A 22,918-nucleotide genomic window follows, 5' to 3' on the forward strand; every position below is an offset into this window, starting at 1 on the left:
AGGGCCGTTTGCTTCAGTGCTCCCGGGTCCGACGGACGGACGGGGGCAACGAGATTCGGGGAATGGCCATGGCAGCACCGTTGCACCGGGTGGGCGTGTACGTCGACGCGTTCGACCCCATCCTCAAGGCCGGTGTGGTGAGCCACCTGCGGCCCCGCCCGGAGGTCAAGATCCTGACCGACTCCGAGCGCGAGGGCGCCGAGGTCACGGTGGTCGTCGTGGACCGTCCGGACGACCGGGCGCTCGAGATGCTCAAGTGCTACCAGCGGAGCTCGGACACGCGGCTGGTGCTCGTCGCCGGCGAGCTCGCCGACGGCGACCTGGTCTCCGCCGCCGAGGCGGGCGTCGTGGCCCTGCTGCGGCGGCACGAGACGACCGCCGACCGGTTGGTCGCGGCGATCACCGGCGCCGCCTGCGACGAGGGCACCGTGCCGGCCGACCTGCTCGGGCAGCTCCTCGGCCAGGTCGGCGCCCTGCAGCGCGGCGTACTCGCTCCTCGCGGTCTCGCCTTCAACGGGCTGGCGACGCGCGAGGTGGAGGTCCTCAAGCTGGTCGCCGACGGCTGCGACACCAGCGAGATCGCCGAGCGGCTCGCCTACTCCGAGCGGACCGTCAAGAACGTCCTGCACGACGTCACCTCCCGGCTCCAGCTCCGCAACCGGTCGCACGCCGTCGCCTTCGCCATGCGCCGCGGGCTCATCTGAGCCTTTCGGCGCGAGCGTGTCGCAGATCGTGCGGCACCGCCCGGGCCGTCGCTCCGCTCGGCCCAGGGGCGTCGCACGATGCGGCTTCGCCGCTGTGCGACACGCTGCCGCGCGCGCAGTCGAGGTGAACATGGCTCGCGGTTGCTCGGCGGCCCCGCTGCCGTCCGTGGGGGACTGCCCGATCGGACCTCGGGGGGTGCCCGATCGGAGGTCTGCGGCCGACTGTCGGCCGGGATCGGCCCGTAGGACAGTGACGTCGTGATCGCACAGGTGGACGCCGCCTTGCGGGAGATCGTGACGAGCGACGCCCTGGAGGGCGCCGACCTCGAGGTGGTCTTCGACGCGCCGACGAAGGACTGGGCCGCGCGCCGGAACGCGCCGACGATCAACCTCTACCTCTACGACATCCGCGAGGACGTGCGCCGCCGGCCCGCGGGCTATCTCGAGGAGCGCAACGAGGACGGCATCGTGCAGATGCGGCGCCCGGCACCCCGCTTCTACAAGCTCTCCTACCTCGTGACCGCGTGGACCCAGCGCTCCGAGGACGAGCACCAGCTGCTCGACGGCCTGCTCCGCGCCTTCCTCAAGTACGACGCCCTGCCCGACGAGCTCGTCGTCGGCCCGCTGGCCGAGCCCGGCGAGGGCGTGAAGATGACGGTCGGCCTGCCCCCTCCGGAGGACCGCGCGTTCGCCGACGTCTGGTCGGCGCTCGGTGGCGAGCTCAAGCCGTCGCTCGACCTGGTCGTCACCGCGCCGATGTGGACCGGCCGGGAGTACCCCGCCGGGCCGCCGGTGGAGGAGGGCGTCTACCTCGACGTCCACGACACGGTGGACGGCGGCTTCGACCAGAAGCGGCACCAGCACGTGCCGCCGCCCAAGGCGGAGCCGAAGCCGATCGCCCCCGCGCGGCGCCGGAGGAGCCGGTGACCTCGCCGAGCCTGGCGCACGTCCTCGGCCGGCTCGGCGTGCTCGAGGAGCGGATCCGCCACGCCGTCGCCGTACGCCGCGCTGCGGACCCTGCCCCCGACGACCCGTTCCGCGGCCTCTACCTCAGCGAGGAGGTGGTCGACCACCTCCTCGAGGGCCGGCGGCCTCCGATGAGCTGGGCGGAGACCTCCGCGCGGCTGGAGGCCTGCGAGTCGGCGGCCGACGCCGCCGAGGAGGCGGGCGTCACGCTCCGGCTGCGCGACGTGAGCGCGACCTTCGGGCTCGACCCCGTCGACGTCGACCTGCTCCTGCTCGGGATGGCCGCCGACGTCGACCCGAGGTTCGAGGCGTTCTTCGGCTACCTCAACGACGACGTGAGCCGGCGGCGCCCGTCGGTCGCCGTCGCCCTCGAGCTCGCGGGTGTGCCGGTCGCGTCCGCCAACGGCTTCGCCCGGCTCCTGCACGGCCCGCTGGTCCGGCTCGGGCTGGTCGAGCTCGACGACCCCGACCGCCCGTTCCCCGGTCGGGCCCTGCGCGTGTCCGACCGGGTGGCCGCCTACCTGCTCGGCAGCGACGCGCCCGACGCCGAGCTCGAGCCGGTCCTGGGCTCGGTCCCCGACGTGCCCTGGGGTGACCCGTCGCCGCTGGCCCGGGCACTCGGCGCGGGCGCGACGCTCGCGTACCTGCGCGAACCCGCCACCGGCTCGGGTCGCGTCCTCGCCGTCGAGGCGCTCCGCCTCACCGGGCACCGGCCGCTGGTCGTCGACCTCGATCGGCTGGTCCGGCAGCCCCAGGCCGCCCGGCTGGCGCGGGTCGCGGCCCGTGAGGCCCGGCTCGGCGGCTGCGGGATCGTCGCGGGCCCGGTCTCCGCGGTGGCCGAGCGGCCCGAGCTCCTCGAGCACCTCGTGGCCGACCCGCGTCCCCTGCTCGTGGTCGGTGAGACCTCCTGGGACCACGCCTGGATGAGCCGGCCGCCGCTGATGGTGCCCGTGGCCGCGAGCACGCACGAGGAGCGCAGCACGGTGTGGCGGTTCGCGCTGGCCGGCAGCGTCACGGACCCCGAGACCTTCGAGGCGACGGCGCAGTTCCGGATGCGACCCGACGAGGTCGCCCGCGCCGCCGAGTCCGCCCGCGTCCAGGCCCTGCTCGAGCCGGACGGCCGGATCGCGGCCACCCACCTGAGGACGGGCGCCCGGTCCGGCAACGGCTCGGCGCTGGAGCGGCTCGCGCGGCGGGTGGAGCCCGCCGTCTCGTGGGCCGACCTGGTGCTGCCGCCTCCGGTGCTGACCGCGCTGCAGGAGGTGGCGCTGCGGGCGCGGCACCGCGAGCAGGTGCTGGGGGACTGGCGGATGCGCCCCGGCGGTGGCCGCGGCGTCGGGGTCGCCGCGCTGTTCGCGGGCGACTCGGGGACCGGCAAGACGATGGCGGCCGAGGTCATCGCGCACGACCTCGGCCTTGAGCTGTACGTCGTCGACCTGGCCACGCTGGTCGACAAGTACGTCGGCGAGACCGAGAAGAACCTCGAGCGGGTGTTCACGGCCGCCGCGGGCGTGAACGCCGTACTCCTCTTCGACGAGGCGGACGCCGTGTTCGGCAAGCGCTCGGAGGTCCGCGACGCCCACGACCGCTACGCCAACGTCGAGAGCGCCTACCTGCTGCAGCGGATGGAGTCCTTCGACGGCCTCGTCCTGCTGGCGACGAACCTGCGGGCCAACATCGACGAGGCGTTCACCCGGCGGCTCGACATGATGGTCGACTTCCCGATTCCCGACGCCCATCACCGGCACGCGCTGTGGGACAGCTGCCTCGGCACGGTCGTACGCCGGTCGCCCGACGTCGACCTGCGGTTCCTCGCCGGCGCGTTCGAGCTCGCCGGCGGGTCGATCCGGTCCGCCGCGGTCACGGCTGCCTACCTGGCCGCCGCAGACTCCGGCGTGATCGGCATGAGCCACCTGGTCGGGGCGATCCTTCGCGAGTACCGCAAGCTCGGTCGGCTGTGCCGCGAATCGGAGTTCGGCCCGTACTGGTCGATGGTCAGGGAAACCGCCTGACCTCACCTGCCGGGAGGGGCGACGAGGCCGTGCACCTTTGCCGGGTCGACGTCGATCCCGCCGATCTGGGTCTGCGCCTGGGCGAGCGCCTCGGTCTCCTTGTCCTGGGGGATCCAGCGACGGAAGACGATCTCGTTGTCCTCGCCTCCGACCTCTGCATAACGGATCCGACCCCAGGCGTCCATCCTCACGATGCGCGTCTGCATGATGACCGGGTCCGGCAGCTTGTTGGCGATCAAGCCGGGATCCAAGGGTTCACCGGGGTTCTGCTGCTGTCCGGCCACGTAGTCGACCATCCCGGGCGGCACCCACGCGATGAACATGTAGTTCGCCGAGGTGGTGTTGTAACGCACCTTCGCCCAACGTAGGCGGCCGTAGGCGTTGATCTGCACGAACGATGTCGGCTTGGCGCCAGGAGCCGCAGCCATGATGTCGGCGAATTGGGTGGCGCGACCGCGGAGGTCACCGACGTACGCCTGACGCAGGTTGGGGTTGCTGTAAGCGGCGTACATCGCCGCAACCTGGTTGTCCGACATGGTGCCGACGAGTCCTGACAACGTTCGCTTGCTCGCCTCGTCGGCGCATCCGTCGAGGTAGCTCAAGGTCTGCTGCAACGCGGTGGACCCGACGACCGTGCTCTTGGCTATCTCCTTCCATCCGTCCGACGCAGCCTTGTAGGCCGTCTTGAGGTTGTCGGGCTTCGCGAGCATGCCCGCGATCTCGGCCATCGCGTTGTTGGCATGGTCGTCAAGCGTCGGCTGCGAGAACGGTAGAGGGTTGCGGCTGATCATGTCGGAGATGACGCGAGCCTTGAGTGTTTCCCGTACCGGACCGGCCATCGCCTCCAGAGCAGCCACGGCGATCGCTTCCCACGGCACGAGCGCCATCCCGACGGCGAGCAGGACGTCCAGAGGCTTCGTCTCCGGAGGAAGCTCGATCTTCTTGGCGAGCACCTCCGAACGAATGGTCGAGACGGCCGACTCGTAGTCGACGTAGGCCTTCGTCACCAAGGAGGGGAGCGTCGCCCGCATGGCACCGACGGCTACAGCGTGCGGATCGATGGCCGGCTGCGGGGTGCCGGGTAGCTGTTGTCGCTGAAGCGCTGCGGAGACCGCTCGGTTCCCCGCGGCGTGCTGGAGGGAACTGAACGACGGTGGGCCGTCGCTGGACGCCTCGCGCGCTGAGCGCTCGTCGGCCGCTACCGGTTGCGGCCGGCGCACGTGTGCCTTGGCCATGCCTCAGGCTCACACGAGGACCGCGCGACCTCGGCGTCCCAACGGCCGATGTCAGGGAAGGGCGTGGTGCCCGATCGGGCACCCGCGCGGTCCTTACGGCTGCGCCGGGGCATCTGGTGGTCGCTGATGTCGAGGGGCAGCGTGGTGAGCCCACGACTCTGGAGGTCGGCATGCGCCACCACGACCACGACCACCCCGAACTCGAGGCCGACGCCGCCCAGCACGCCCGGACCGAGAGCCTGGACCCGACCACGGGTGCTGCCGCAGCCGCCCGACGGCCGGACGTGCTCGGCGCCGCGGGCATGCTCGGTATCCAGCGGACGGCCGGCAACGCGGCCGCAGGCGCCGTGGTCGAGGAGCGCTCACCCGTCCACGACGTCGTCTCCGGCGGCGGTGCGCCGCTCGCCGACGACGTACGCACCGACATGGAGACGCGAATGGGACAGGACTTCGGCGACGTCCGCGTGCACACGGGCGACGCCGCCGACGCGTCCGCACGGTCCGTGAGCGCCCACGCCTACACGGTCGGCTCGAACGTCGTGTTCCAGCGCGGCGCCTACGACCCCGACTCGTCGCAGGGCCGCACCCTGCTGGCGCACGAGCTCACGCACGTCGTGCAGCAGCGCAGCGGCCCTGTGGACGGTACGCCGACGGCAGGCGGTGTCTCGGTCAGCGACCCGTCTGACCGGTTCGAGGTCGAGGCGGCGAGGAACGCCGAGCGGGTGATGAGCCAACCGGCGCCGGCGGTGACGGCCGCGCCGTCGGGACCGGCAGCCCCGGCGGCGCCCCTCCAGACAGCCGTCGATGCCTCGCTTCCAGCGGTCCAGCGGGAGGCCGAGGAGGAAGAGGAGGCGCAGGCTGCCCACGACGACTCCCTGGGTCCGGTTCAGCGTGAGGCGGCCGAGGAGGAAGAGGAACAGGCCTGAGCGACCGCTGCCCGGAGCCGGAGATGAGCGGCGCGCACGAGCGTCCTGTCGGCCCGATCGGCGAGCGACTGACCGAGGGGCGCGAGCGGGCCCGGAGCAGCGGTCGACCGGCCGGGCCCGCCCGGCTGTTCGCGCTGCAGCGAGCCGCCGGCAACTCGGCGGTCACCGCGCTGCTGTCCGGGAGGCTGAAGTCCTCCGGTGACGCCGTGGCGGACATCGACAAGGCCCTGACCGAGGTGCGGGGCAACGATCCGGACGTCTCCATCGTCGAGAAGGGCCTCAAGGCCACCAAGGCGGCAGGCGTCCCCGTGGACCTCGAGGGCGAGGCCAACAAACCGCCTGCTTCCGCGCTCGCCGTGGTCACCACGGGCTTCGGCCCCGGCGCCGTTGCGCCGAAGAAGCCCGTGCCACCGCCCAAGCCGACCAAGCCCGTCTCGCCGCTGGGCAAGGCCGCAGCGAAGGCACCGAAGCCCGCAGGGTCGGCCAAGCACCACGCGGGGAAGGCTGACGCAGGCGCGACGACGGGTGTCGCCGGCGGCGCGGGCACCGCCGCTGCGCCGGCGGCGCCGACCCCGTTGCCGGCCGACAAGCTGCTGCAGCCTCCGGTGCCGCCGCCGGGGGTCACACCCGCGGAGGACCCCGCGTTCGCCCAGGTCAAGGCCAACGTCAAGGGATTCGCAAAGGCCAAGAAGGCGCACCAGCCGGCGTCGGCGAAGGCCAAGGAGGCGCAGGGCGCGGCCCTCCCGCCGACCGACGACGTGTCCGGCCAGGCGAAGGCGGCCAAGGTCGACTCGATGGACGCGCAGCAGGCCGGCACGTTCGACAAGAAGGCGTTCATCGCTGCGGTGAAGACGGCCATCGAGGCCAAGTCGCCGAAGTCGCTCAAGGAGGCCGACGACTACAAGGAGTCCGGGAAGGCGGGTGAGGTCAAGGGCGAGGTCAAGGGCATGGTGACCCAGGGCAAGGAGGGCTCCGCCAAGGACATCGAGGCCGCGACCGACGCCACGCCCGACCAGTCCAAGGCAGTGCCCAAGCAGGTCACGCCACTGCAGCCCGAGGATCCCGGCAAGGCAGCGTCCATTCCGGCCTCGGGCGCCGCGCCGAAGCCGGCGCCGGCTGAGCAGACGAACCTCGCCGCAGGCAAGCACGAGGTCAACCAGGAGATGGCCGACGCCCAGGTCAGCGACGAGCAGCTGGCCCGGTCCAACGAGCCGGAGTTCCAGGGGGCGCTCGCGGACAAGCAGAAGGCCGCCGAGCACGCCGACACCGCGCCAGCAGAGTTCAGGGAGCAGGAGAAGGCGACTCTCGCCGAGAACAAGGCACAGGCCGGCGCCCAGACCGCTGCCGGCGTCGCCGGCATGCAGGGCGCGAAGGGCGCGGCGGTCGCGAAGCTGGTGTCCGCGAAGGCGCAGACCAAGTCCAAGGACGAGGCCAAGCGGGCAGAGGTCACCGGCAAGGTCCAGGAGATCTTCGCTGCCACCGAGGCCGACGTGAAGAAGATCCTCGAGGCCATCGACCCCAAGGTGGAGAAGGCCTTCGACGAAGGGGAGGCGGGAGCCCGCGCCAAGTTCGAGACCTACGTCGCCGCCAAGATGTCGGCGTACAAGGCCGACCGGTACGGCGGCTGGCTCGGCGGGCTCCGGTGGGCCAAGGACAAGCTGCTCGGGATGCCCGACAAGGTCAACGAGTTCTACGAGGCCGGCCGCGAGCTCTACCTCAAGGAGATGGACGGGGTCATCTCCCGGGTCGCCGACATCGTCGGCGGGGACCTGACCGCCGCCAAGCAGCGGATCGCCAAGGGACGCGCGGACATCGCGGCGTACGTCAAGACGCTCTCGCCCGACCTGCAGAAGGTCGGCGACGAGGCGGCCAAGGACATCGGCGACAAGTTCGACCAGCTGGAGTCCGACGTCAACGACAAGCAGAACTCCGTCGTCGACACGCTGGCGTCGAAGTACGTGGAGGCGCGCAAGGGGCTGGACGAGCGGATCGAGGCACTCCAGGCCGAGAACAAGGGGCTGGTGGACAAGGCCATCGGCGCCATCAAGGCGGTGATCAACACCATCAAGAACCTGACGGAGATGTTGAAGAACACTCTGGCCCGGGCCGCCGCCGCGATCGGCGACATCATCAAGGACCCGGTCGGGTTCCTCGGCAAGATGGTCGACGCCGTCAAGGGCGGCATCAACAAGTTCTTCTCCAACATCGGCGCCCACCTCAAGAAGGGCCTGATGGGGTGGCTCTTCGGTCAGCTCGGCGACGCCGGGATCGAGATCCCGGACACCTTCGACATCAAGGGCATCATCAAGCTGCTCGCCTCGATCTTCGGCCTCACCTGGGCCAACATCCGGAACCGGATCGTCAAGCAGATCGGCGAGAAGGCGATGTCCGCGATCGAGACGGGCGTCGACATCTTCCAGAAGATCGCCAGCGGCGGGCTCGGTGCCGTCTGGGAGCTGCTGATGGAGAAGCTCGGCGACATCAAGAACATGATCATGGAGCAGATCGAGGACTTCGTCCTCACCAAGATCATCACCGCCGGCATCACCTGGCTGATCAGCCTCCTCAACCCCGCTGCGGCGTTCATCAAGGCCTGCAAGCTGATCTACGACGTCGTGATGTTCTTCGTGAACAACGCCGACCGGATCCTGAAGTTCGTCAACACCGTCATCGACGGCATCGTCGACATCGCCAAGGGCAACATCTCCTCGGTCGTCGACAAGATCGAGGACGCCCTGAGCCAGATGGTGCCGATCCTCATCGGCTTCATCGCCAGCGTCCTCGGCATCGGCGGCATCGGCGAGAAGATCAAGTCGATCATCCAGGCGCTGCAGAAGCCGGTGAACAAGGCCCTCGACTTCGTGATCAAGACCGGCCTCAAGCTCGCCGGCCCCGTCATCCGCGCCGTCGCCGGCATCGGCGCCAAGATCAAGGGCAAGGTCGCCGCCGGCAAGGCGTGGGTGAAAGGGAAGGCCGACGCCGCGAAGGGCTGGGTGAAGGGCAAGGTCGCCGGGGTGAAGGACAAGGTTCTGCCTGGCAAGTTCGAGTGGTGGAAGATCGCGATGCCCTTCACCGACAAGGCCGGGCGGGGGCACCGTGTCTTCTTCGCGGGTGAAGGAGCGGCCGCGCGGCTGAAGGTTGCGAGCCACGAGCAGTTCGACGAAGAGGTCATCGCAAAGGCCGAGGCGGTGATGGCGACGGACAAGGTCGCCGAGTCCGTCGGACGGGGGCCGCTGAGCAGAGCGCGCCAGGACGAGGCCGAGATCAAGCGCTTGACCGGGTTGATCGAGGGACTCAACCAGCGTGGCGAAACGATGGCTGCCAAGGGCTACAAGTCAAAGCTCGAGAATGCCGTGAACTCCCAGCGCACGCAGATGCGCGTCCTGATCGACATCCTCCCCGAGAACGCAGACCCATCCTTCCCCGTGCAACCCGGCCAGTTCGTGACCATCAAGTACAAGGACACGAAGCGGAAGGGCGAGATCCTCGTGGTGAGCAACCTCCGCGTCCGCTATAAGGTCGACGCGGTCGACGGGACGATGGAGATGGACGCCAAGACGTTCAAGTCCAAGTGGGGCACGGAGATCCTCGAGTACGTCGAGGACACCCGCCGCATCCAGTACCTCGGGGCGACCCCGGGCAAGGCCTCCACCACGGGACGGAAGCTCATCGCCACCTACCAGACGCGGACCACCCCGACCGGCGTCGTCGAGGTGCTGCTCAAGCCGCCCGACACCCGGTGGTGGCCTCTTCTCGACTGCGACATGAGCCACAGCCCGGTCGACGCGGTCGACTACTGGAACAGCACCGGACGGCACACGGGCCGGAAGTCCGAGGAGGTGCGCACCTGGATGCTCGACCACAAGAACTACATCCTCGAGCCATCGAAGGAGAACCAAGGGCGCGGTTCGCGCAACAAGGCCAACTACCTTCTCCCCACCAAGTAGGCCTTCGCCTTGCCCGTTCGGGCAGCCGACGCTTCCTCAGTAGCCGTCCACGGGGACGTGGGCGGGGGCGCGGGCGCGGACGACGCTGGATGTTCCAGTCCATCCAGCCGTTTGGGAGGCAGCATGCCCACGTATCTCTCGCCCGGGGTCTACGTCGAGGAGGTCCCGGCGGGATCGCGCCCCATCGAGGGCGTCGGGACGTCTGTCGCGGCGTTCGTCGGCCTGGCCGCCAAGGGGCCGGTCAACGAGCCGACGCTGGTGTCCAACTGGACCCAGTTCACGGACGCGTTCGGCGACTTCGTCGAGAACTCCTACCTCGCCCACTCCGTCTACGGCTGGTTCCTCAACGGCGGCGGCAACTGCTTCGTCGTGCGGATCGCGCCGGGCGGCGGCGGCAAGGAGCCGAAGGCGATCGAGGCGCCCAAGCAGGCGACGCTCGGCGGCTACCGCGTGCAGTCGATCGCCAAGGGCGCGGCGGCGAGCAAGGACATCCAGGTCACGATCGAGGCGGCGGGCGGCCAGGGTGCACCCGACGACGAGTTCAAGCTCGTGGTCCTCGTGGACGGCAAGGCCAGCGAGACCTACGACAACGTGACCACCAAGCCCGGGGACAACAACGTCGCGACGAAGGTGAATGCGGCCTCGAAGGTCATCAACCTCGAGGAGACGAGTCCCGGCAGCGCGCTCACGCCGATGTCGAAGGGACAGGTCGACCTGATCGCGCCCGAGCCGGCTCCCGAGCCGCCGTCGACGGACAACCTCGGCACGGGGGACTACGTCGGCGACGCTGCGAAGCGCACGGGCTTCGGCGGCCTGGAGGCGGTCGAGGAGGTGACCATGGTCGCCGTACCGGACCTCGCCGCCGCGCTCGAGAACGGCGCCATCGACCTCGACACGTTCAAGGCCGTGCAGCTCGGGATGATCGCGCACTGCGAGCTGATGGGCGACCGGATCGCGATCCTCGACACCCCGCCCGGCATGAACGCCCAGGAGGTGCTGAACTGGCGGACCCGCGACGCCGGCTACGACTCGAAGTTCGCCGCCCTCTACTGGCCGTGGATCCAGGTCTTCGACCCGGTGTCCGGGACCAACAAGTACGTCCCGCCGTCCGGCCACATGGGCGGCGTCTGGGCCCGGAACGACGACACCCGCGGGGTGCACAAGGCGCCCGCCAACGAGGTCGTCCGGGGTGCGATCTCGCTGCAGACCCAGATCACCAAGGCCGAGCACGACCTGCTCAACCCGGTGGGGATCAACTGCATCCGCACCTTCGCGGGTCGCGGCGTACGGGTGTGGGGTGCGCGGACGCTGTCCAGCGATGCCGAGTGGCGCTACCTCAACGTGCGCCGGCTCTTCAACTACCTCGAGGAGTCGATCCTCGGCGGCACGCAGTGGGTCGTCTTCGAGCCGAACGACCACCAGCTGTGGGCGCGGATCAACCGGACCATCAGCGCCTTCCTCGTCAACGAGTGGCGCAAGGGCGCGCTGTTCGGCACCACGCCGGACGAGGCCTTCTTCGTCAAGTGCGACGACGAGACCAACCCGGCCGAGGGCATCGACGCCGGCCAGGTGGTGTGCCAGATCGGGGTCGCGCCGGTGAAGCCGGCCGAGTTCGTCATCTTCCAGCTGTCCCAGTTCTCGGGCGGCACCAGCCTCGTATCCGAATAGCCAGCCCAACCAGCAAGGAGATCCAGGATGGCACTCGCAGACCCGCTCGACTCCAGTGCGGCGAACGGCTTCATCGTCACCGTCGACGGGATCCAGATCCCCAAGGTGAACGAGGTGAGCGGCCTCAAGGCCGAGGTGGACAAGATCGAGCTGAAGCAGCAGACCAGCGACGGCAAGTACGTCGTACGCCAGCTGATCGGTCGCCAGAAGGCCGGCGAGTTCACCGTGACCCGCGGCCTCACCGACAGCAAGACGATCACCGACTGGCTCAAGACGGTCGCGCAGGGGGACGTCGCCGGGTCGCGCAAGACCGCGTCGGTGCAGCTGCTGGACTTCTCCGGGTCGCCGATCAAGACCTACAACTTCGTCAACTGCTGGGTGCGTTCGGTCGAGATCAACTCGCTCAAGGCCGGCGCTGCGGAGCAGGCGACCGAGAAGTTCACGATCTGCTACGACGAAGTGACCGTCTCCTGATGCAGCGCGGACCCGCTCCCGTCCTGGACCCGATCGCCGTGGCGGCCGGGCCGGGTGCTCCCGAGCGCGCCACGATGCGCACGGAGTTCGACTTCGAGCTGCCCCGCGGGTACGTCGACAGCGACGGCATCGTGCATCGGCACGGCACCATGCGGCTGGCCACGGCCCGCGACGAGCTGCTCCCGCTCTATGACGAGCGGGTCCAGGAGAACCCCGCCTTCACCACCGTCGTGCTGCTCGGCAGGGTGATCACCCGGCTGGGCAACGTGCCGGTGGTCAACGCACAGGTCGTCGAGAACATGTTCGCCAGCGACGTGGCGTTCCTCCAGGACTTCTACCGGCGGATCAACGCCGAGGGCCACACCCGCGCCGCGGTGACCTGCCCCAGCTGCTCCCACCGGTTCACGATCGACCTCGCAGGTGGGCGCCTGGGGGAATCGTGACGTACGCGCCCCAGCGGCTCTACGAGGAGGTCGCGTACGTCGCCTACCACTTCCACTGGGGCCTGCAGGACATCCTCGACCTCGAGCACCCGCAGCGGCTGCGCTTCGTCAGTGAGATCGCCAGCATCAACACCCGGCTCGCCGAGGAGCGGTGATGCGCTGGCCGTGGACCCGCCGGGAGAGCGACGCGGCCGCGCCGGCACCCCCGGCGCCCGCGGCCGCGCCGGCGCCCGCTCAGCCCTCCCCGATGGGCTGGGCGTTCCTGCCGCCGATCCAGCGGTCGCTCGACACCCCGATCGAGGCGGTCACGCGGCCGGCTGCCTTTCCGGCCGACCTCCCGGCCTGGCGGTCGCCCGCCTTCACCGGCAGCCTCGGCCACGCGGTCGCCGACACGGTCCCCGGCGGTGTCGTCGACGCCGACGGCGGCGGGCTCGGTACGCCGACGTACTCGGCCGGCGCAGCCCCGGAGCTCACGCTGCTGCCGCCCCCACGACCGACCGCGGTCCAGCGGTCCGCTGCGGCAGCCGACCCGCCGTCCACGGCGCCGCTCGTCGCACCGCCCGCCGTCGACGATCGCGCGGCCGACGTCGTGCGGCCGGAGCCGCCGGCCGCCACGCTCCTCCGCGCAGGGCCGGCCGGCCTCCCGATCGTGCAGCGCGCCGCCGTGGCGGAGCAGGCGCGGGTCGAGCCGGTGCCCCCTCCCGCGGACGACCCGGTATCGCCGCCGGACCTGCCCGTCCGTGCGCCCCTCGGCGCGCGCGAGCCCACGGTCGTGCAGGACGCGCGGCCGGCACCGGCCGTCCAGCGGACGACGACGACACCGACGGCCTCCTCCGCGCCGACGCCGGCAGTGTCCGCGGCCGTGGTGCGGCCGCGGCTCGGCCTCGGGGCGCCGCTCGACGCGGCACCCGCCACCGCGGTCCCGACACCCGTCGAACCGGACCATCTGCGGCCAGACGCGGCCGTCACCACCTCCGTCGTCGATCCCGGTGCCGGGTTCACCGAGGTACCGATCCAGCGGGCCGCCGTCGCCGCGCCGCTGCCTCTGGCACCTCCCGCGGCCCCGTCGGGCGAGACGCCCGCGTCCCCACCGGCCGAAGTGGCCGCCGCGCCGGAGGCGCCCGCCGACGCGGTGACGCCGGCGCCGTCCGGCCCTCCCGCGCCGGACGAGCCCGGGACCTCGCTCCCCACCGACGTACCCGACTCCGACGAGCCCTCCCGGTCGTCCGAGCCTGCCGTCGCCGTCGAGCCGGCGCCCGCGTCGCTGCCGAGCGTCCCGCTGCCCCTCGTCTCCGGCATCAGCACGTCGATCCAGCGCGCGGCCGTGCTCCCCGGCCCCGGCCTCCCCAGCCCGTCGCTCGTGGTCCGACCCGCTCCGCTGATCCCCACCCGGTCGTCCGGCCACGACCGTGTCGTCCCGATCCAGCGGCTCCCCGCCGATCCGCCGCCCTCGGCCGCGTCGACTCCTGCGCCACCACCACCCCCCGCCGAGCCGGCTCGTCTCGGCACCCCTGAGACGCCGAGTCGGCTCATCTCGAGACGCGCCGACCCGGCGATGCCACCGGTGGGTCCCGAGGGAGCGTCGGTGCAGGGGGCGGCCGTGCAGAAGGCGGCCGTGGGGACGGCGGCGGTGCAGGCGCCCGCCGTGCAGACGGCCGCCGTGCTGACGACGATGCAGAGCGCGGCTGCCCAGGGAGCGGCGGTTCAGCGCACGCCGGTGCAGCGAACGACCGCACCGGCCCCTCCGCCGCCGGTCCGCGTCACTCCCAGCGAGCCGGGCGTGCCCGAGCCCGGGGCCACCGTCGAGGACCCGCCCGTTCCGGTGACCGACCGGACCACCGTCGCCGTCGAGGCGACGCCCGTACGGATCGACCCCACGCCCCTCGCGCCCGCCCCGTCGCAGGGGTCACCCGTGATCTCGCGGGCGGTCGTCGCCCCGGCTGCTCCATCGCCCATGCCGATGCCGCTCGCGGTACCGCCCGCCCCGCCCGAGCCGGTGACCGTGCAGACCGCGGCGACCGGCGGCGAGGCGCCGTCCGTCACCGAGACGGATCCGGCCGGGCCCGCCGCGCCGCCGCCCGTCGCGGTGCAGACCGCGCCGGCCGCCGGTCCCGCGCCCGCGGGCGCTGCGCCGGCCGCGGGAGGCAGCGCGACCGGCGACGTCGACGCCCTGGCACAGAAGCTGTTCCCCGCCGTGCTGCGCCGGATGAAGGCCGAGCTGCTGCTGGACCGCGAGCGGCGCGGCGTACGGACCGATCCGTGGTGAGTCGGTGCTGAGCGATGAGTGATACCCCGGACCCGACGATGCGAGAGGAGCGTCCATGAGCCAGATGACGCAGGACGTCGACACCGCGGTGGGCGTGCACTTCGTGGTGAGCATCGACGACACCAACCTCGGCGCGTTCTCGAGCTGCGAGGGCATGACCTGCGAGGTCGTGATGGAGACCCGCGAGGAGGGCGGCAACAACGCCTACGTCTGGCAGTTCCCGACCCGCTTGAAGTACGGCAACATCAAGCTCTCCCGGCCGCTCGGCGCGAACACCGCGAAGGTGGCGCAGTGGGTGTCCTCGATGGCCGCCGGCTACGAGCGCAAGACCGGGGTCATCGAGGCGAAGCGGGCCGACGGCAGCACCGTCGCCACCTGGGCGGTCATCGACATGGTGCCGGTGCGGTGGACCGGGCCGAGCTTCAACACCGACTCGCCCAAGGTGCTGACCGAGACGCTCGAGATCGCCCACCACGGCTTCACGGTGAAGGGCTGACATGGGCGGCAGTCCGGTCTCCTTCGACGCGGCGCAGTCCGGCGGCACGGCCGCCGCGGACGGGCGCCCGAACCTCCAGCACGCCTACCTCCTCGTGCACGAGCCGTCGAAGGACGGCTCCCTCTCCGCCCCCGGCGCGCAGCTCTTCAAGCTCGACTTCCAGTTCAACCCCAAGGAGCTCCAGCTCGCCAAGCAGGCCACCTGGAAGCGCGAGCAGGCGAAGGGCAACAAGAAGGCCTCGCCGCCGCAGTTCACCGGGTCGCAGCCGTCGAAGCTCACCCTCGAGCTGTTCTTCGACGCGTCGGCGAAGCAGGACAGCACCGTGGTGAAGAACGTCGAGCAGCTCTTCTCCCTGACCGTCCCCACCGAGGCGTCGATGACCTCCAAGAAGGCGTCGCCGCCGTGGGTGATCTTCCGGTGGGGCGGGCTGACCGGGTTCCTCGCCTACGTCAGCCAGGTGCAGGCGAAGTACACGCTCTTCACCGCCTCCGGCCTGCCGATCCGGGCCACCTGCCAGGTGACCCTCGAGGAGCTGTCGGGGGACGCGCCCAAGCAGAACCCGACGTCCGGCGGCCTGGTGCCGCACCGCGTGCACCAGGTGATCGCCGGGGACACCCTGCCCGCGATCGCCTACCGCGAGTACGGCGTGCCCGCGCTCTGGCGCTCGATCGCGGTCGTCAACGACGTCGACGACCCGATGCGGCTGCGGCCGGGGCGCCGGCTGCTGCTGCCGCCGCTGGAGGAGATCACCGAGGGGAGCGCGTCCCGTGCCGCACGGTGAGGAGTTCAGCAACACCGTCCTGGTCAAGGTCAACGGGACGCCGCTGCCCGACGACGTCCGGCCCCTCCTGGTGAGCGGGTACGTCGACGGCAGCCTCAACGTCCCGGACCTCTTCGTCCTCCGCTTCTCCGACGAGGCCGGCACCGTGCTCGCCAAGGGACAGTTCGAGATCGGCGCCAAGGTCGAGCTCAGCCTCCAGTCCACCCAGCCCGGGGGACCGGGTGTCCTGCTGGACGGCGAGGTCACCGCGATCGAGATCGACGTCAGCGAGGCCGGCGTCTTCACCGTGGTCCGCGGCCTCGACCCCTCGCACCGGTTGTTCCGCGGCACCCGGGTCGAGGCCTACGTCAACATGACCGCCTCCGACATCGTGCGGAAGGTCGCGCAGCGGGTCGGGCTGCAGTGCGAGGTGGAGGCCACCACGGCCCTGCTCGACCACACCACCCAGGAGGGCGTGAACGACTGGGACTTCCTCCAGCGGTTGGCCACGCAGAGCGACCGGATGCTGACCATGGCCGAGGGCAAGCTCCGCTTCGTCGCGCGGCCCCCAGCCTCGGAGGCTCCCGGTGGCACCGCCGGCGCCCGCACCGACCCGCTGGTGCTCGAGCGCGGCGTCAGCCTGGTCAACCTGCGCGGGACGCTCACCTCCGACGGCCAGGTGAAGAAGGTCGAGGTGCGCGGCTGGGACCCGCAGCAGAAGAAGGAGGTCGTCGCCGTCAAGGACGCGACCACCGACAGCGCGACGCCGGGCGGCGGCATCACGCCCGCCTCGATGGCGGCGAAGTTCGACGGGGCGTCGTACGTCGTCGGCCACGCCACGTTGTCGCAGCAGGACCAGGTGACCGCGGTGGCCACCTCGCTCGCCGATCATCTCGCGGGCGGCTTCGCCGAGCTCGAGGGCACGGCCCGGGGCAATCCGGCGCTGCGCGCGGGCACCGCCGTGCAGCTGGCCGGCCTGGCCGCGCCGTTCGCCGGCAAGTACGTCCTCACCTCGACCCGGCACGAGTTCTCGCCGGAGTTCGGCTACCGGACGGCGTTCACCGCCAGCAACACCTCCGAGCGCTCGCTGTTCGGCGCTGCCAGCGCCACCAGCCGGCACCGCCCGGAGATCAGCGGCGTGGTGCCCGCGATCGTCACCAGCGTCCAGGACCCCGACCACCGCGGCCGGGTGAAGATCAAGCTGCCGTGGCTGGCCGACTCCTACGAGTCCTGGTGGGCGCGCACCGTCCAGGCAGGCGCCGGGAAGGACCGAGGTGCCGCCGTGCTCCCGGAGGTCGGCGACGAGGTCCTGGTCGCCTTCGAGCAGGGCGACCTCGGGCACCCCTACATCCTCGGCGGGCTCTACAACGGCAAGGACCAGCCGCTCGGCGGCTGGCCCGCCAACATCGACGCCGGCTCCGGTCAGGTGGTACGTCGGGGCCTGGTGTCGCGCACCGGCATGAAGGTCGACTTCCTCGAGGCCGCCGGTGCCGAGTCGATCCTCATCAGCTCCAACGACGGCGCGCAGAAGATCGCCCTCACCCAGAGCGGGACCAAGGGGATCGAGATCGTCTCCGAGGGTCCGCTCACGGTCACCGCCAAGCAGGCCGTCGCCGTCACGACCGCCACCGGCGACCTCACGATCAAGGCGGTGAACGTCGACATCCAGGCCCAGGCCAACCTGACCCTCACCGCCGCCAACGCCCAGCTCACCGGCTCCGCCGTCGCCACGGTCAGCGGCGCCCTGGTGAAGATCAACTAGGCGAGGAGGAGGACCAGGCGATGCCAGCGGCCGCACGCGTAGGCGACCTGACCCCGCACCCGGGCGTCATCACCGGACCGGGGGTCACGACGGTCCTCATCGGCGGTCTGCCCGCGGCGGTCGTGGGCGACCTGCACACCTGCTCGTTCCCGCCGCCGGCCGGGCCGCACCCGCCGTCCCCGATCGCGAAGGGCTCGGCGACCGTGCTGATCGGCGGCCGGCCCGCCGCCCGGGTCGGCGACCTCAGCGGCTGCGGCGCGCCGATCCTGCCGCCGGGCTGCCCGACCGTGCTGATCGGAGGTTGACGATGGGCGAGGAGTTCGTCGGCTCCGGATGGGCCTTCCCCGTCCGGGCCGACCCGACCGGCAAGGTCGCGCTGGTCACCGGCACCCGGGAGATCGAGGAGAGCATCCGGCTGATCCTCATGACGGCGCCGGGGGAGCGGCCGATGCGTCCGGAGTTCGGGTGCGCGGTCCACGACTACGTCTATGCGCCGGCCGACGCGTCGACCGCGGGCGACATCGCCTACGCCGTCCGGGTCGCCCTCACCCGCTGGGAGCCGCGGGTCGACCTCGAGGCGGTCACCGTGCGCTTCGACGCGGTCGACCGGGGCGTCCTCTACGTCGACATCGAGTACGTCGTCCGCGGCACCAACGACCCGCGCAACCTCGTCTTCCCGTTCTACGTCATCCCTGCCCACGAAGAGGCGACCCCATGAGCCTGCCGATCCCCAACCTCGACGACCGTCGCTTCCAGGACCTCGTCGACGACGCCAAGCGGATGGTGCAGCAGCGCTGTCCCGAGTGGACCGACCACAACGTGTCCGACCCCGGCGTCACCCTGATCGAGACGTTCGCGTTCATGACCGACGAGCTGATCTACCGGCTGAACCGGGTGCCGGACCGGATGTACATCACCTTCCTCGACCTGCTCGGCGTCAGCCTGCACCCGCCGACGCCCGCGCGCGTCGACGTCACCGCCTGGCTCTCGTCGCCGCCCGAGGAGCCCGTCGTCCTGCCGGCCCACGCGGAGGTGGCCACCCTTCGCACCCTCCAGGACGACGCCATCGTCTTCTCGACCGCCCAGGACCTGACGATGCCGCCGCACAGCCTGCGTCACGTCCTCACCCAGGCCGCCGACGGGGAGCCGGTCTCGCGCGACGACGAGCTCAGCCTCCGGACCGAGTTCCCCTGCTTCTCCCCGCAGCCGGCGTACGGCGACGTCCTGCTCCTCGGCCTGGACGACGCGGCGCCCCGCTGCGCGATCGCGCTCCGGTTCGAGTGCGACGTGCAGGGCGTCGGAGTCGACCCGACGGCGCCGCCACTGGTCTGGGAGGCATGGGACGGGTCCGCCTGGGTCGGCTGCGACGTCGACCGGGACGAGACCGGCGGCCTCAACCGGCAGGGCGACGTGGTGCTGCACGTCCCGTCCACGCACACCGCGTCGCTGGTCGGCAACCATCGCGGTGGGTGGCTCCGCTGCCGCACCGTGCCGGCGGTCGAGGGCTACCCCTTCTACAGCGCGAGCCCGACGCTCACCGCGGCGTCGGCCTTCACCATCGGCGGCACCATCGACGCGGTCCACGCCGAGGTGATCGAGGACGAGGTCCTCGGGCTGTCCGAGGGCGTCCCGGGCCAGGTGTTCCGGCTCTCCCACGGCCCGGTGGTCTCCGACGGCACTCCGCTCGAGGTCGAGGTCGCCGCGGGCTCCGGCTGGGAGCGCTGGCGGGAGGTCGACTCGTTCGCTGGGTGCGCCGAGAGCGACCTCGCGTTCCGCGTCGACCGGGCGACCGGTGACGTGCACTTCGGTCCCGCGGTGCGCGAGCCGGACGGCTCCCTGCGCCTCTACGGCGCCGTGCCCCCGAAGGGCGCGCCCCTGCGCGTGCCCGGCTACCGGGTCGGTGGCGGGCCGACGGGCAACGTCTCCGCCGGGACGATCCGGGTGCTCCGCTCCACGGTGCCCGGCGTCGACCGGGTGGAGAACCGCCGGGCGGCGATCGGGGGAGTCGCGCCCGAGACCGTCGCCGAGGCGCGGCTGCGCGGACCGCTGGCGCTGCGCACCCGGGACCGGGCCGTGACGGCCGAGGACTACGACCAGCTCGCCCGCGACGCGGCACCGCAGGTCGCCCGGGTGCGGACGGTCCCGGCGGAGTCCGCCGACGAGGCGGGCGGCGTCCGGGTCCTCGTCGTACCGGCCGCGCCGGCCGACGCCGAGGGACGGCTGCGGTTCGACGACCTCGTCCCGAGCGAGGAGACGCTGCAAGCGGTCGCCGAGTACATCGACGAGCGCCGCACGGTCGGCGCCCGGGTCGTCGTCGAGCCGCCGTACTACCAGGGCGTCACCGTGGTCGCCACGCTGGTCGCCCGGCTCCGGACGTCACCGGAGGAGCTGGAGCTGGCCGCCCTGCTCGCGCTCAACCGCTACTACAGCCCGCTCGTGGGCGGCCCGGACGGCACCGGCTGGCCGTTCGGCCGGCCGGTCCAGGCGGGCGAGGTGTACGCCGTGCTGCAGCGGTTGCCGGGGACCGAGCTGATCGAGGAGGTCGTCCTGTTCGGCGCCGACCCGGTCACCGGCAAGCGCGGAAAGGCGACGCCGCGCCTCGACCTGGATCGCAACGCGCTCACGTTCTCCTACGACCACCGGATCCGGGTGGTGACCGGTGGCTGAGCAGTCCGCACGGCGCACGGTCCGGGGGCTCGGCACCCCGGCGCCGGTGCTGCAGCGACTGCCCGGGGTGCTGCAGGACGACGAGTTCCTGCAGCGGTTCGTGACCGCGTTCGACGACGCCTACGCCCCGATCCTCGCCACCCTCGACTCGCTCACCTGCTACTTCGACCCGCACCTCGCGCCCGCCGACTTCCTCGACCTGCTCGCGGCCTGGGTCGGGGTCGAGATCGACGACTCCTGGGACCTCGACCGCCGCCGGGCCGTCATCGCCGGGGCCGCACTGCTGCACCGGCGCCGCGGCACCTCCCGCGGCATCCAGGAGGCGCTGAGCGTCGGTCTCGGCGCCGACGTGGACATCCAGGACACCGGCGGGTGCACCTGGTCGCGGACTCCCGGCGGGGCCGTCCCCGGGAACGCGCTGCGGCGGGTAGCCGTCCGGGTCCGCGCCGCCGAGCCGTCGTCGGTCGACCCGCGGCGCGTCGAGGCGCTGCTCGAGGCGACCAAGCCCGCGCACGTGTGGCACGACTTCATCGTGACCGACCTCCGCGGACGGCAGCCCGGGGCTAGCCTCGACGCAGCCCAGGACGACGGGGACGGTGGATGACCGAACAGCGGATCTGCAAGACGTGCGGCACGCCGGCCGACGGGTCGGCGGCGTTCTGCAGCGTGTGCGACACCTACCTCGGCTGGAGCGTCAACGCCTCCGCCCCCGAGGCGCGGCAGCCCGACGCGGCGCCGCGGGGCCGGGTCGGCGTACCCGGGGGAGCCGGCGGCGCCCCGCCCCAGGAACCGGACCCGCGCGTGGCGCAGCAACGGGAGGCTCGGCCCGACCGGGTGGTGGTGCCGGTCGCCTCGGTCAAGCAGGCCGAGGTCACCCTGACCGCCGCCGCTCCGGCGACCTTCGAGGTCGACGTGAAGAACGACTCGACCATCGTCGACTCCTACACGATCCAGGCCGCGGACCCGCCTCCCTGGCTCACCGTGACCCACGGCGAGGCGAACCTCCTGCCCGGCGTGCTGCGGACCGTGCAGGTGACGTTCGCGATCACACCCGGCGTGCTGGCCGTCGCGCAGCGTGTCACCGTTCCGCTGTTCGTGCGCTCGGGGGTCGACGCGACCCGTGCCACTCCGCTGTCGATCGTGGTCGACGTGCCGCGGTCGGGGCCTGCGGCGACCCTGGTCGCGCGGCCGAACCTGATCCGCCTCGTGGACTCGGACAGGGGCTCGCTGCACGTCCAGCTCGACAACCGGGCGGCCAACTTCGCTCGCCAGTACGTCCTGACGGCGACCGATCCCGAGGGCGTCGTGCGCGTCGAGTTCGTGCCGGCCGCGGTCGACGTACCGGCAGGTGGCAGCGCCGAGGCCGAGGTCCGCTTCGCCGCACCGCCCCCGCCTCCGGGCAAGGACCTGGCGCGGCAGCTGACGCTGACGGCGACCGACTCCGAGGGGCAGGTCGGCGTCGCCGTCACGGTCGAGCAGAGCACGTCGCCGCCGCCGGAGAGCCTGCCGGCCCGGATCCGGCTCGAGCCCGCGGAGATCGCGATGGCCGACCGGACGACGGCGGAGCTGAACGTCGTCCTGGACAACCGCGGCGGCCACGAGGCGGTCAAGTTCAACCTCAGCGGGCGCGACCCCGGCAACCAGGTGGGGTTCCGGTTCGAGCACGCCCGCGTCGCGGTGCGGGAGGGCAGCCTCGGCTACGTGGGCCTGGTCGTGCAGACGGCCCCGATCGCGCGGGGCGAGTCGGACTCCCGGCCGTTCTCGGTCGTGGCGACCACCGACGACGGCCGCGAGATCGAGGCGGCCGGAAGCCTCGAGCTCAGCGCCCACCCCGACCCGATCACGACGGCGCGCCTCTACATCCAGCCCGAGCACCTCGTCGTGAAGGGGCGCAAGGGCAAGTACGCCGTCGACGTGGACAACCGCCAGGGCGGTGAGCCGCTCCAGGTCCGGCTGAGCGGCTCCGACGAGTTCGGCCGGGCCCGGATCACCTTCCAGCCCGAGCTCCTCGCCGTGCCTCCGGGTCAGGTCGGGCGGTCGATCGCCGCCATCGACCACCCACGGCCGGACGGCGGCAGCTCATCGACCCGCCAGGTCCAGGTCGCGGCGACGTCGCTGACCGGCAGCGTCGACGGCCGGGCGACGTTCACCCAGCAGACCAACAGCTACCGCAAGCTGTGGGCGGTGCTGCTCGTGCTGCTCGGCGCGACCCTGCTCGCGGTCGCGGCCATCGGCTGGGCGGCCAACCCGCCCGTGGACGGTGTCACCGGCGCCGTCGACCGGCTGACCAGCGTCGGCTCGGCGTCCGACGTCCAGGCCGCGGACGTGGTTTCCGTGACCACGACCGTGTTCCTCGGGCTGGTGCTCTTCAGCATCGCGATGATGCTGCTGGGGCTGATCGGTGCCGGCAGGCTGGTGCGGGTCTCCGCGATCTTCGCCGCGCTGTGGACGGGGGCCGTCGTGGCGACCCACCCGGTCGCAACCTTCTTCACCGATGACCCCCTCGGCTCGGTGCCGGCCGGGCTGGGGCTGGCGTTCGCCCTGCCCGGAGCCGTCCTCGCCTTCATCGGCGGCATCCTGCTGAAGCCCTGA

The 22,918-nt window shown here is 71.8% G+C and carries 19 protein-coding genes; 18 read left to right on the forward strand and 1 reads right to left on the reverse strand.

Features of this window, described 5'->3' with window-relative positions; all coding sequences use genetic code 11:
• Positions 1–68: 68 nt before the first annotated feature.
• The 3 genes from ABD709_RS01420 to ABD709_RS01430 all read left to right on the forward strand — a co-directional run bounded on the left by ABD709_RS01420 (position 69) and on the right by ABD709_RS01430 (position 3,682).
• A complete protein-coding gene (locus ABD709_RS01420) occupies positions 69–704 on the forward strand; it encodes a helix-turn-helix transcriptional regulator (RefSeq protein ID WP_344771986.1) in 636 nt (211 codons plus the stop codon).
• 258 nt (positions 705–962) lie between these two features.
• Positions 963–1,631 (forward strand): Pvc16 family protein, encoded by a 669-nt coding sequence (locus ABD709_RS01425; RefSeq protein WP_344771987.1) that lies wholly within the window; start codon positions 963–965, stop codon positions 1,629–1,631.
• A complete protein-coding gene (locus ABD709_RS01430; RefSeq protein WP_344771988.1) occupies positions 1,628–3,682 on the forward strand; it encodes an ATP-binding protein in 2,055 nt (684 codons plus the stop codon). The genes ABD709_RS01425 and ABD709_RS01430 overlap by 4 nt, the downstream gene beginning before the upstream one ends.
• Before the next feature lie 2 nt (positions 3,683–3,684).
• On the opposite strand, the gene ABD709_RS01435 is transcribed toward ABD709_RS01430, so the two are convergent.
• Positions 3,685–4,917: a hypothetical protein gene (locus tag ABD709_RS01435; RefSeq protein WP_344771989.1), complete on the reverse strand. Its 1,233-nt coding sequence runs from the start codon at positions 4,915–4,917 to the stop codon at positions 3,685–3,687.
• 170 nt (positions 4,918–5,087) lie between these two features.
• On the opposite strand from ABD709_RS01435, the gene ABD709_RS01440 reads away from it, so the two are divergent.
• The 15 genes from ABD709_RS01440 to ABD709_RS01510 all read left to right on the forward strand — a co-directional run bounded on the left by ABD709_RS01440 (position 5,088) and on the right by ABD709_RS01510 (position 22,918).
• Positions 5,088–5,843 (forward strand): eCIS core domain-containing protein, encoded by a 756-nt coding sequence (locus ABD709_RS01440; protein WP_344771990.1) that lies wholly within the window; start codon positions 5,088–5,090, stop codon positions 5,841–5,843.
• 23 nt (positions 5,844–5,866) lie between these two features.
• A complete protein-coding gene (locus ABD709_RS01445) occupies positions 5,867–9,790 on the forward strand; it encodes a phage tail protein (protein ID WP_344771991.1) in 3,924 nt (1,307 codons plus the stop codon).
• A 123-nt stretch (positions 9,791–9,913) separates the two neighbouring features.
• Entirely contained in the window at positions 9,914–11,458 is a 1,545-nt protein-coding gene (locus tag ABD709_RS01450) for a phage tail sheath family protein (RefSeq protein ID WP_344771992.1), read from the forward strand.
• A gap of 27 nt (positions 11,459–11,485) precedes the next feature.
• Positions 11,486–11,932: a phage tail protein gene (locus ABD709_RS01455; RefSeq protein WP_344771993.1), complete on the forward strand. Its 447-nt coding sequence runs from the start codon at positions 11,486–11,488 to the stop codon at positions 11,930–11,932.
• Positions 11,932–12,375, forward strand: coding sequence for a hypothetical protein (locus ABD709_RS01460; RefSeq protein WP_344771994.1), 444 nt, complete (start codon positions 11,932–11,934; stop codon positions 12,373–12,375). Before ABD709_RS01455 ends, ABD709_RS01460 begins: the two co-directional genes overlap by 1 nt.
• The gene (locus tag ABD709_RS01465) at positions 12,372–12,530 is read left to right on the forward strand and encodes a DUF6760 family protein (protein WP_344771995.1); all 159 of its coding nucleotides are present in this window, start codon (positions 12,372–12,374) and stop codon (positions 12,528–12,530) included. Before ABD709_RS01460 ends, ABD709_RS01465 begins: the two co-directional genes overlap by 4 nt.
• Positions 12,530–14,641, forward strand: coding sequence for a hypothetical protein (locus tag ABD709_RS01470; RefSeq protein ID WP_344771996.1), 2,112 nt, complete (start codon positions 12,530–12,532; stop codon positions 14,639–14,641). The genes ABD709_RS01465 and ABD709_RS01470 overlap by 1 nt, the downstream gene beginning before the upstream one ends.
• A gap of 55 nt (positions 14,642–14,696) precedes the next feature.
• Positions 14,697–15,137 carry a phage tail protein gene (locus tag ABD709_RS01475; RefSeq protein ID WP_344771998.1) on the forward strand — a complete coding sequence of 147 codons (441 nt, stop codon included), beginning with the start codon at positions 14,697–14,699 and terminating at the stop codon, positions 15,135–15,137.
• A gap of 1 nt (position 15,138) precedes the next feature.
• A complete protein-coding gene (locus tag ABD709_RS01480; protein WP_344771999.1) occupies positions 15,139–15,918 on the forward strand; it encodes a CIS tube protein in 780 nt (259 codons plus the stop codon).
• Complete coding sequence (locus ABD709_RS01485) at positions 15,905–17,659, forward strand: VgrG-related protein (protein WP_344772000.1); 1,755 nt, start codon at positions 15,905–15,907, stop codon at positions 17,657–17,659. Before ABD709_RS01480 ends, ABD709_RS01485 begins: the two co-directional genes overlap by 14 nt.
• Before the next feature lie 20 nt (positions 17,660–17,679).
• Entirely contained in the window at positions 17,680–17,964 is a 285-nt protein-coding gene (locus tag ABD709_RS01490; protein WP_344772001.1) for a PAAR domain-containing protein, read from the forward strand.
• 2 nt (positions 17,965–17,966) lie between these two features.
• Positions 17,967–18,377 carry a GPW/gp25 family protein gene (locus ABD709_RS01495; RefSeq protein WP_344772002.1) on the forward strand — a complete coding sequence of 137 codons (411 nt, stop codon included), beginning with the start codon at positions 17,967–17,969 and terminating at the stop codon, positions 18,375–18,377.
• Positions 18,374–20,326: a putative baseplate assembly protein gene (locus ABD709_RS01500; protein WP_344772003.1), complete on the forward strand. Its 1,953-nt coding sequence runs from the start codon at positions 18,374–18,376 to the stop codon at positions 20,324–20,326. The genes ABD709_RS01495 and ABD709_RS01500 overlap by 4 nt, the downstream gene beginning before the upstream one ends.
• Positions 20,319–20,930, forward strand: a complete 612-nt coding sequence (locus ABD709_RS01505) for a phage tail protein (protein WP_344772004.1) — start codon at positions 20,319–20,321, stop codon at positions 20,928–20,930. The genes ABD709_RS01500 and ABD709_RS01505 overlap by 8 nt, the downstream gene beginning before the upstream one ends.
• The gene (locus tag ABD709_RS01510; protein ID WP_344772005.1) at positions 20,927–22,918 is read left to right on the forward strand and encodes a COG1470 family protein; all 1,992 of its coding nucleotides are present in this window, start codon (positions 20,927–20,929) and stop codon (positions 22,916–22,918) included. The genes ABD709_RS01505 and ABD709_RS01510 overlap by 4 nt, the downstream gene beginning before the upstream one ends.

The organism is Nocardioides panacisoli, assembly GCF_039537325.1.
Classification (GTDB): domain Bacteria; phylum Actinomycetota; class Actinomycetes; order Propionibacteriales; family Nocardioidaceae; genus Nocardioides; species Nocardioides panacisoli.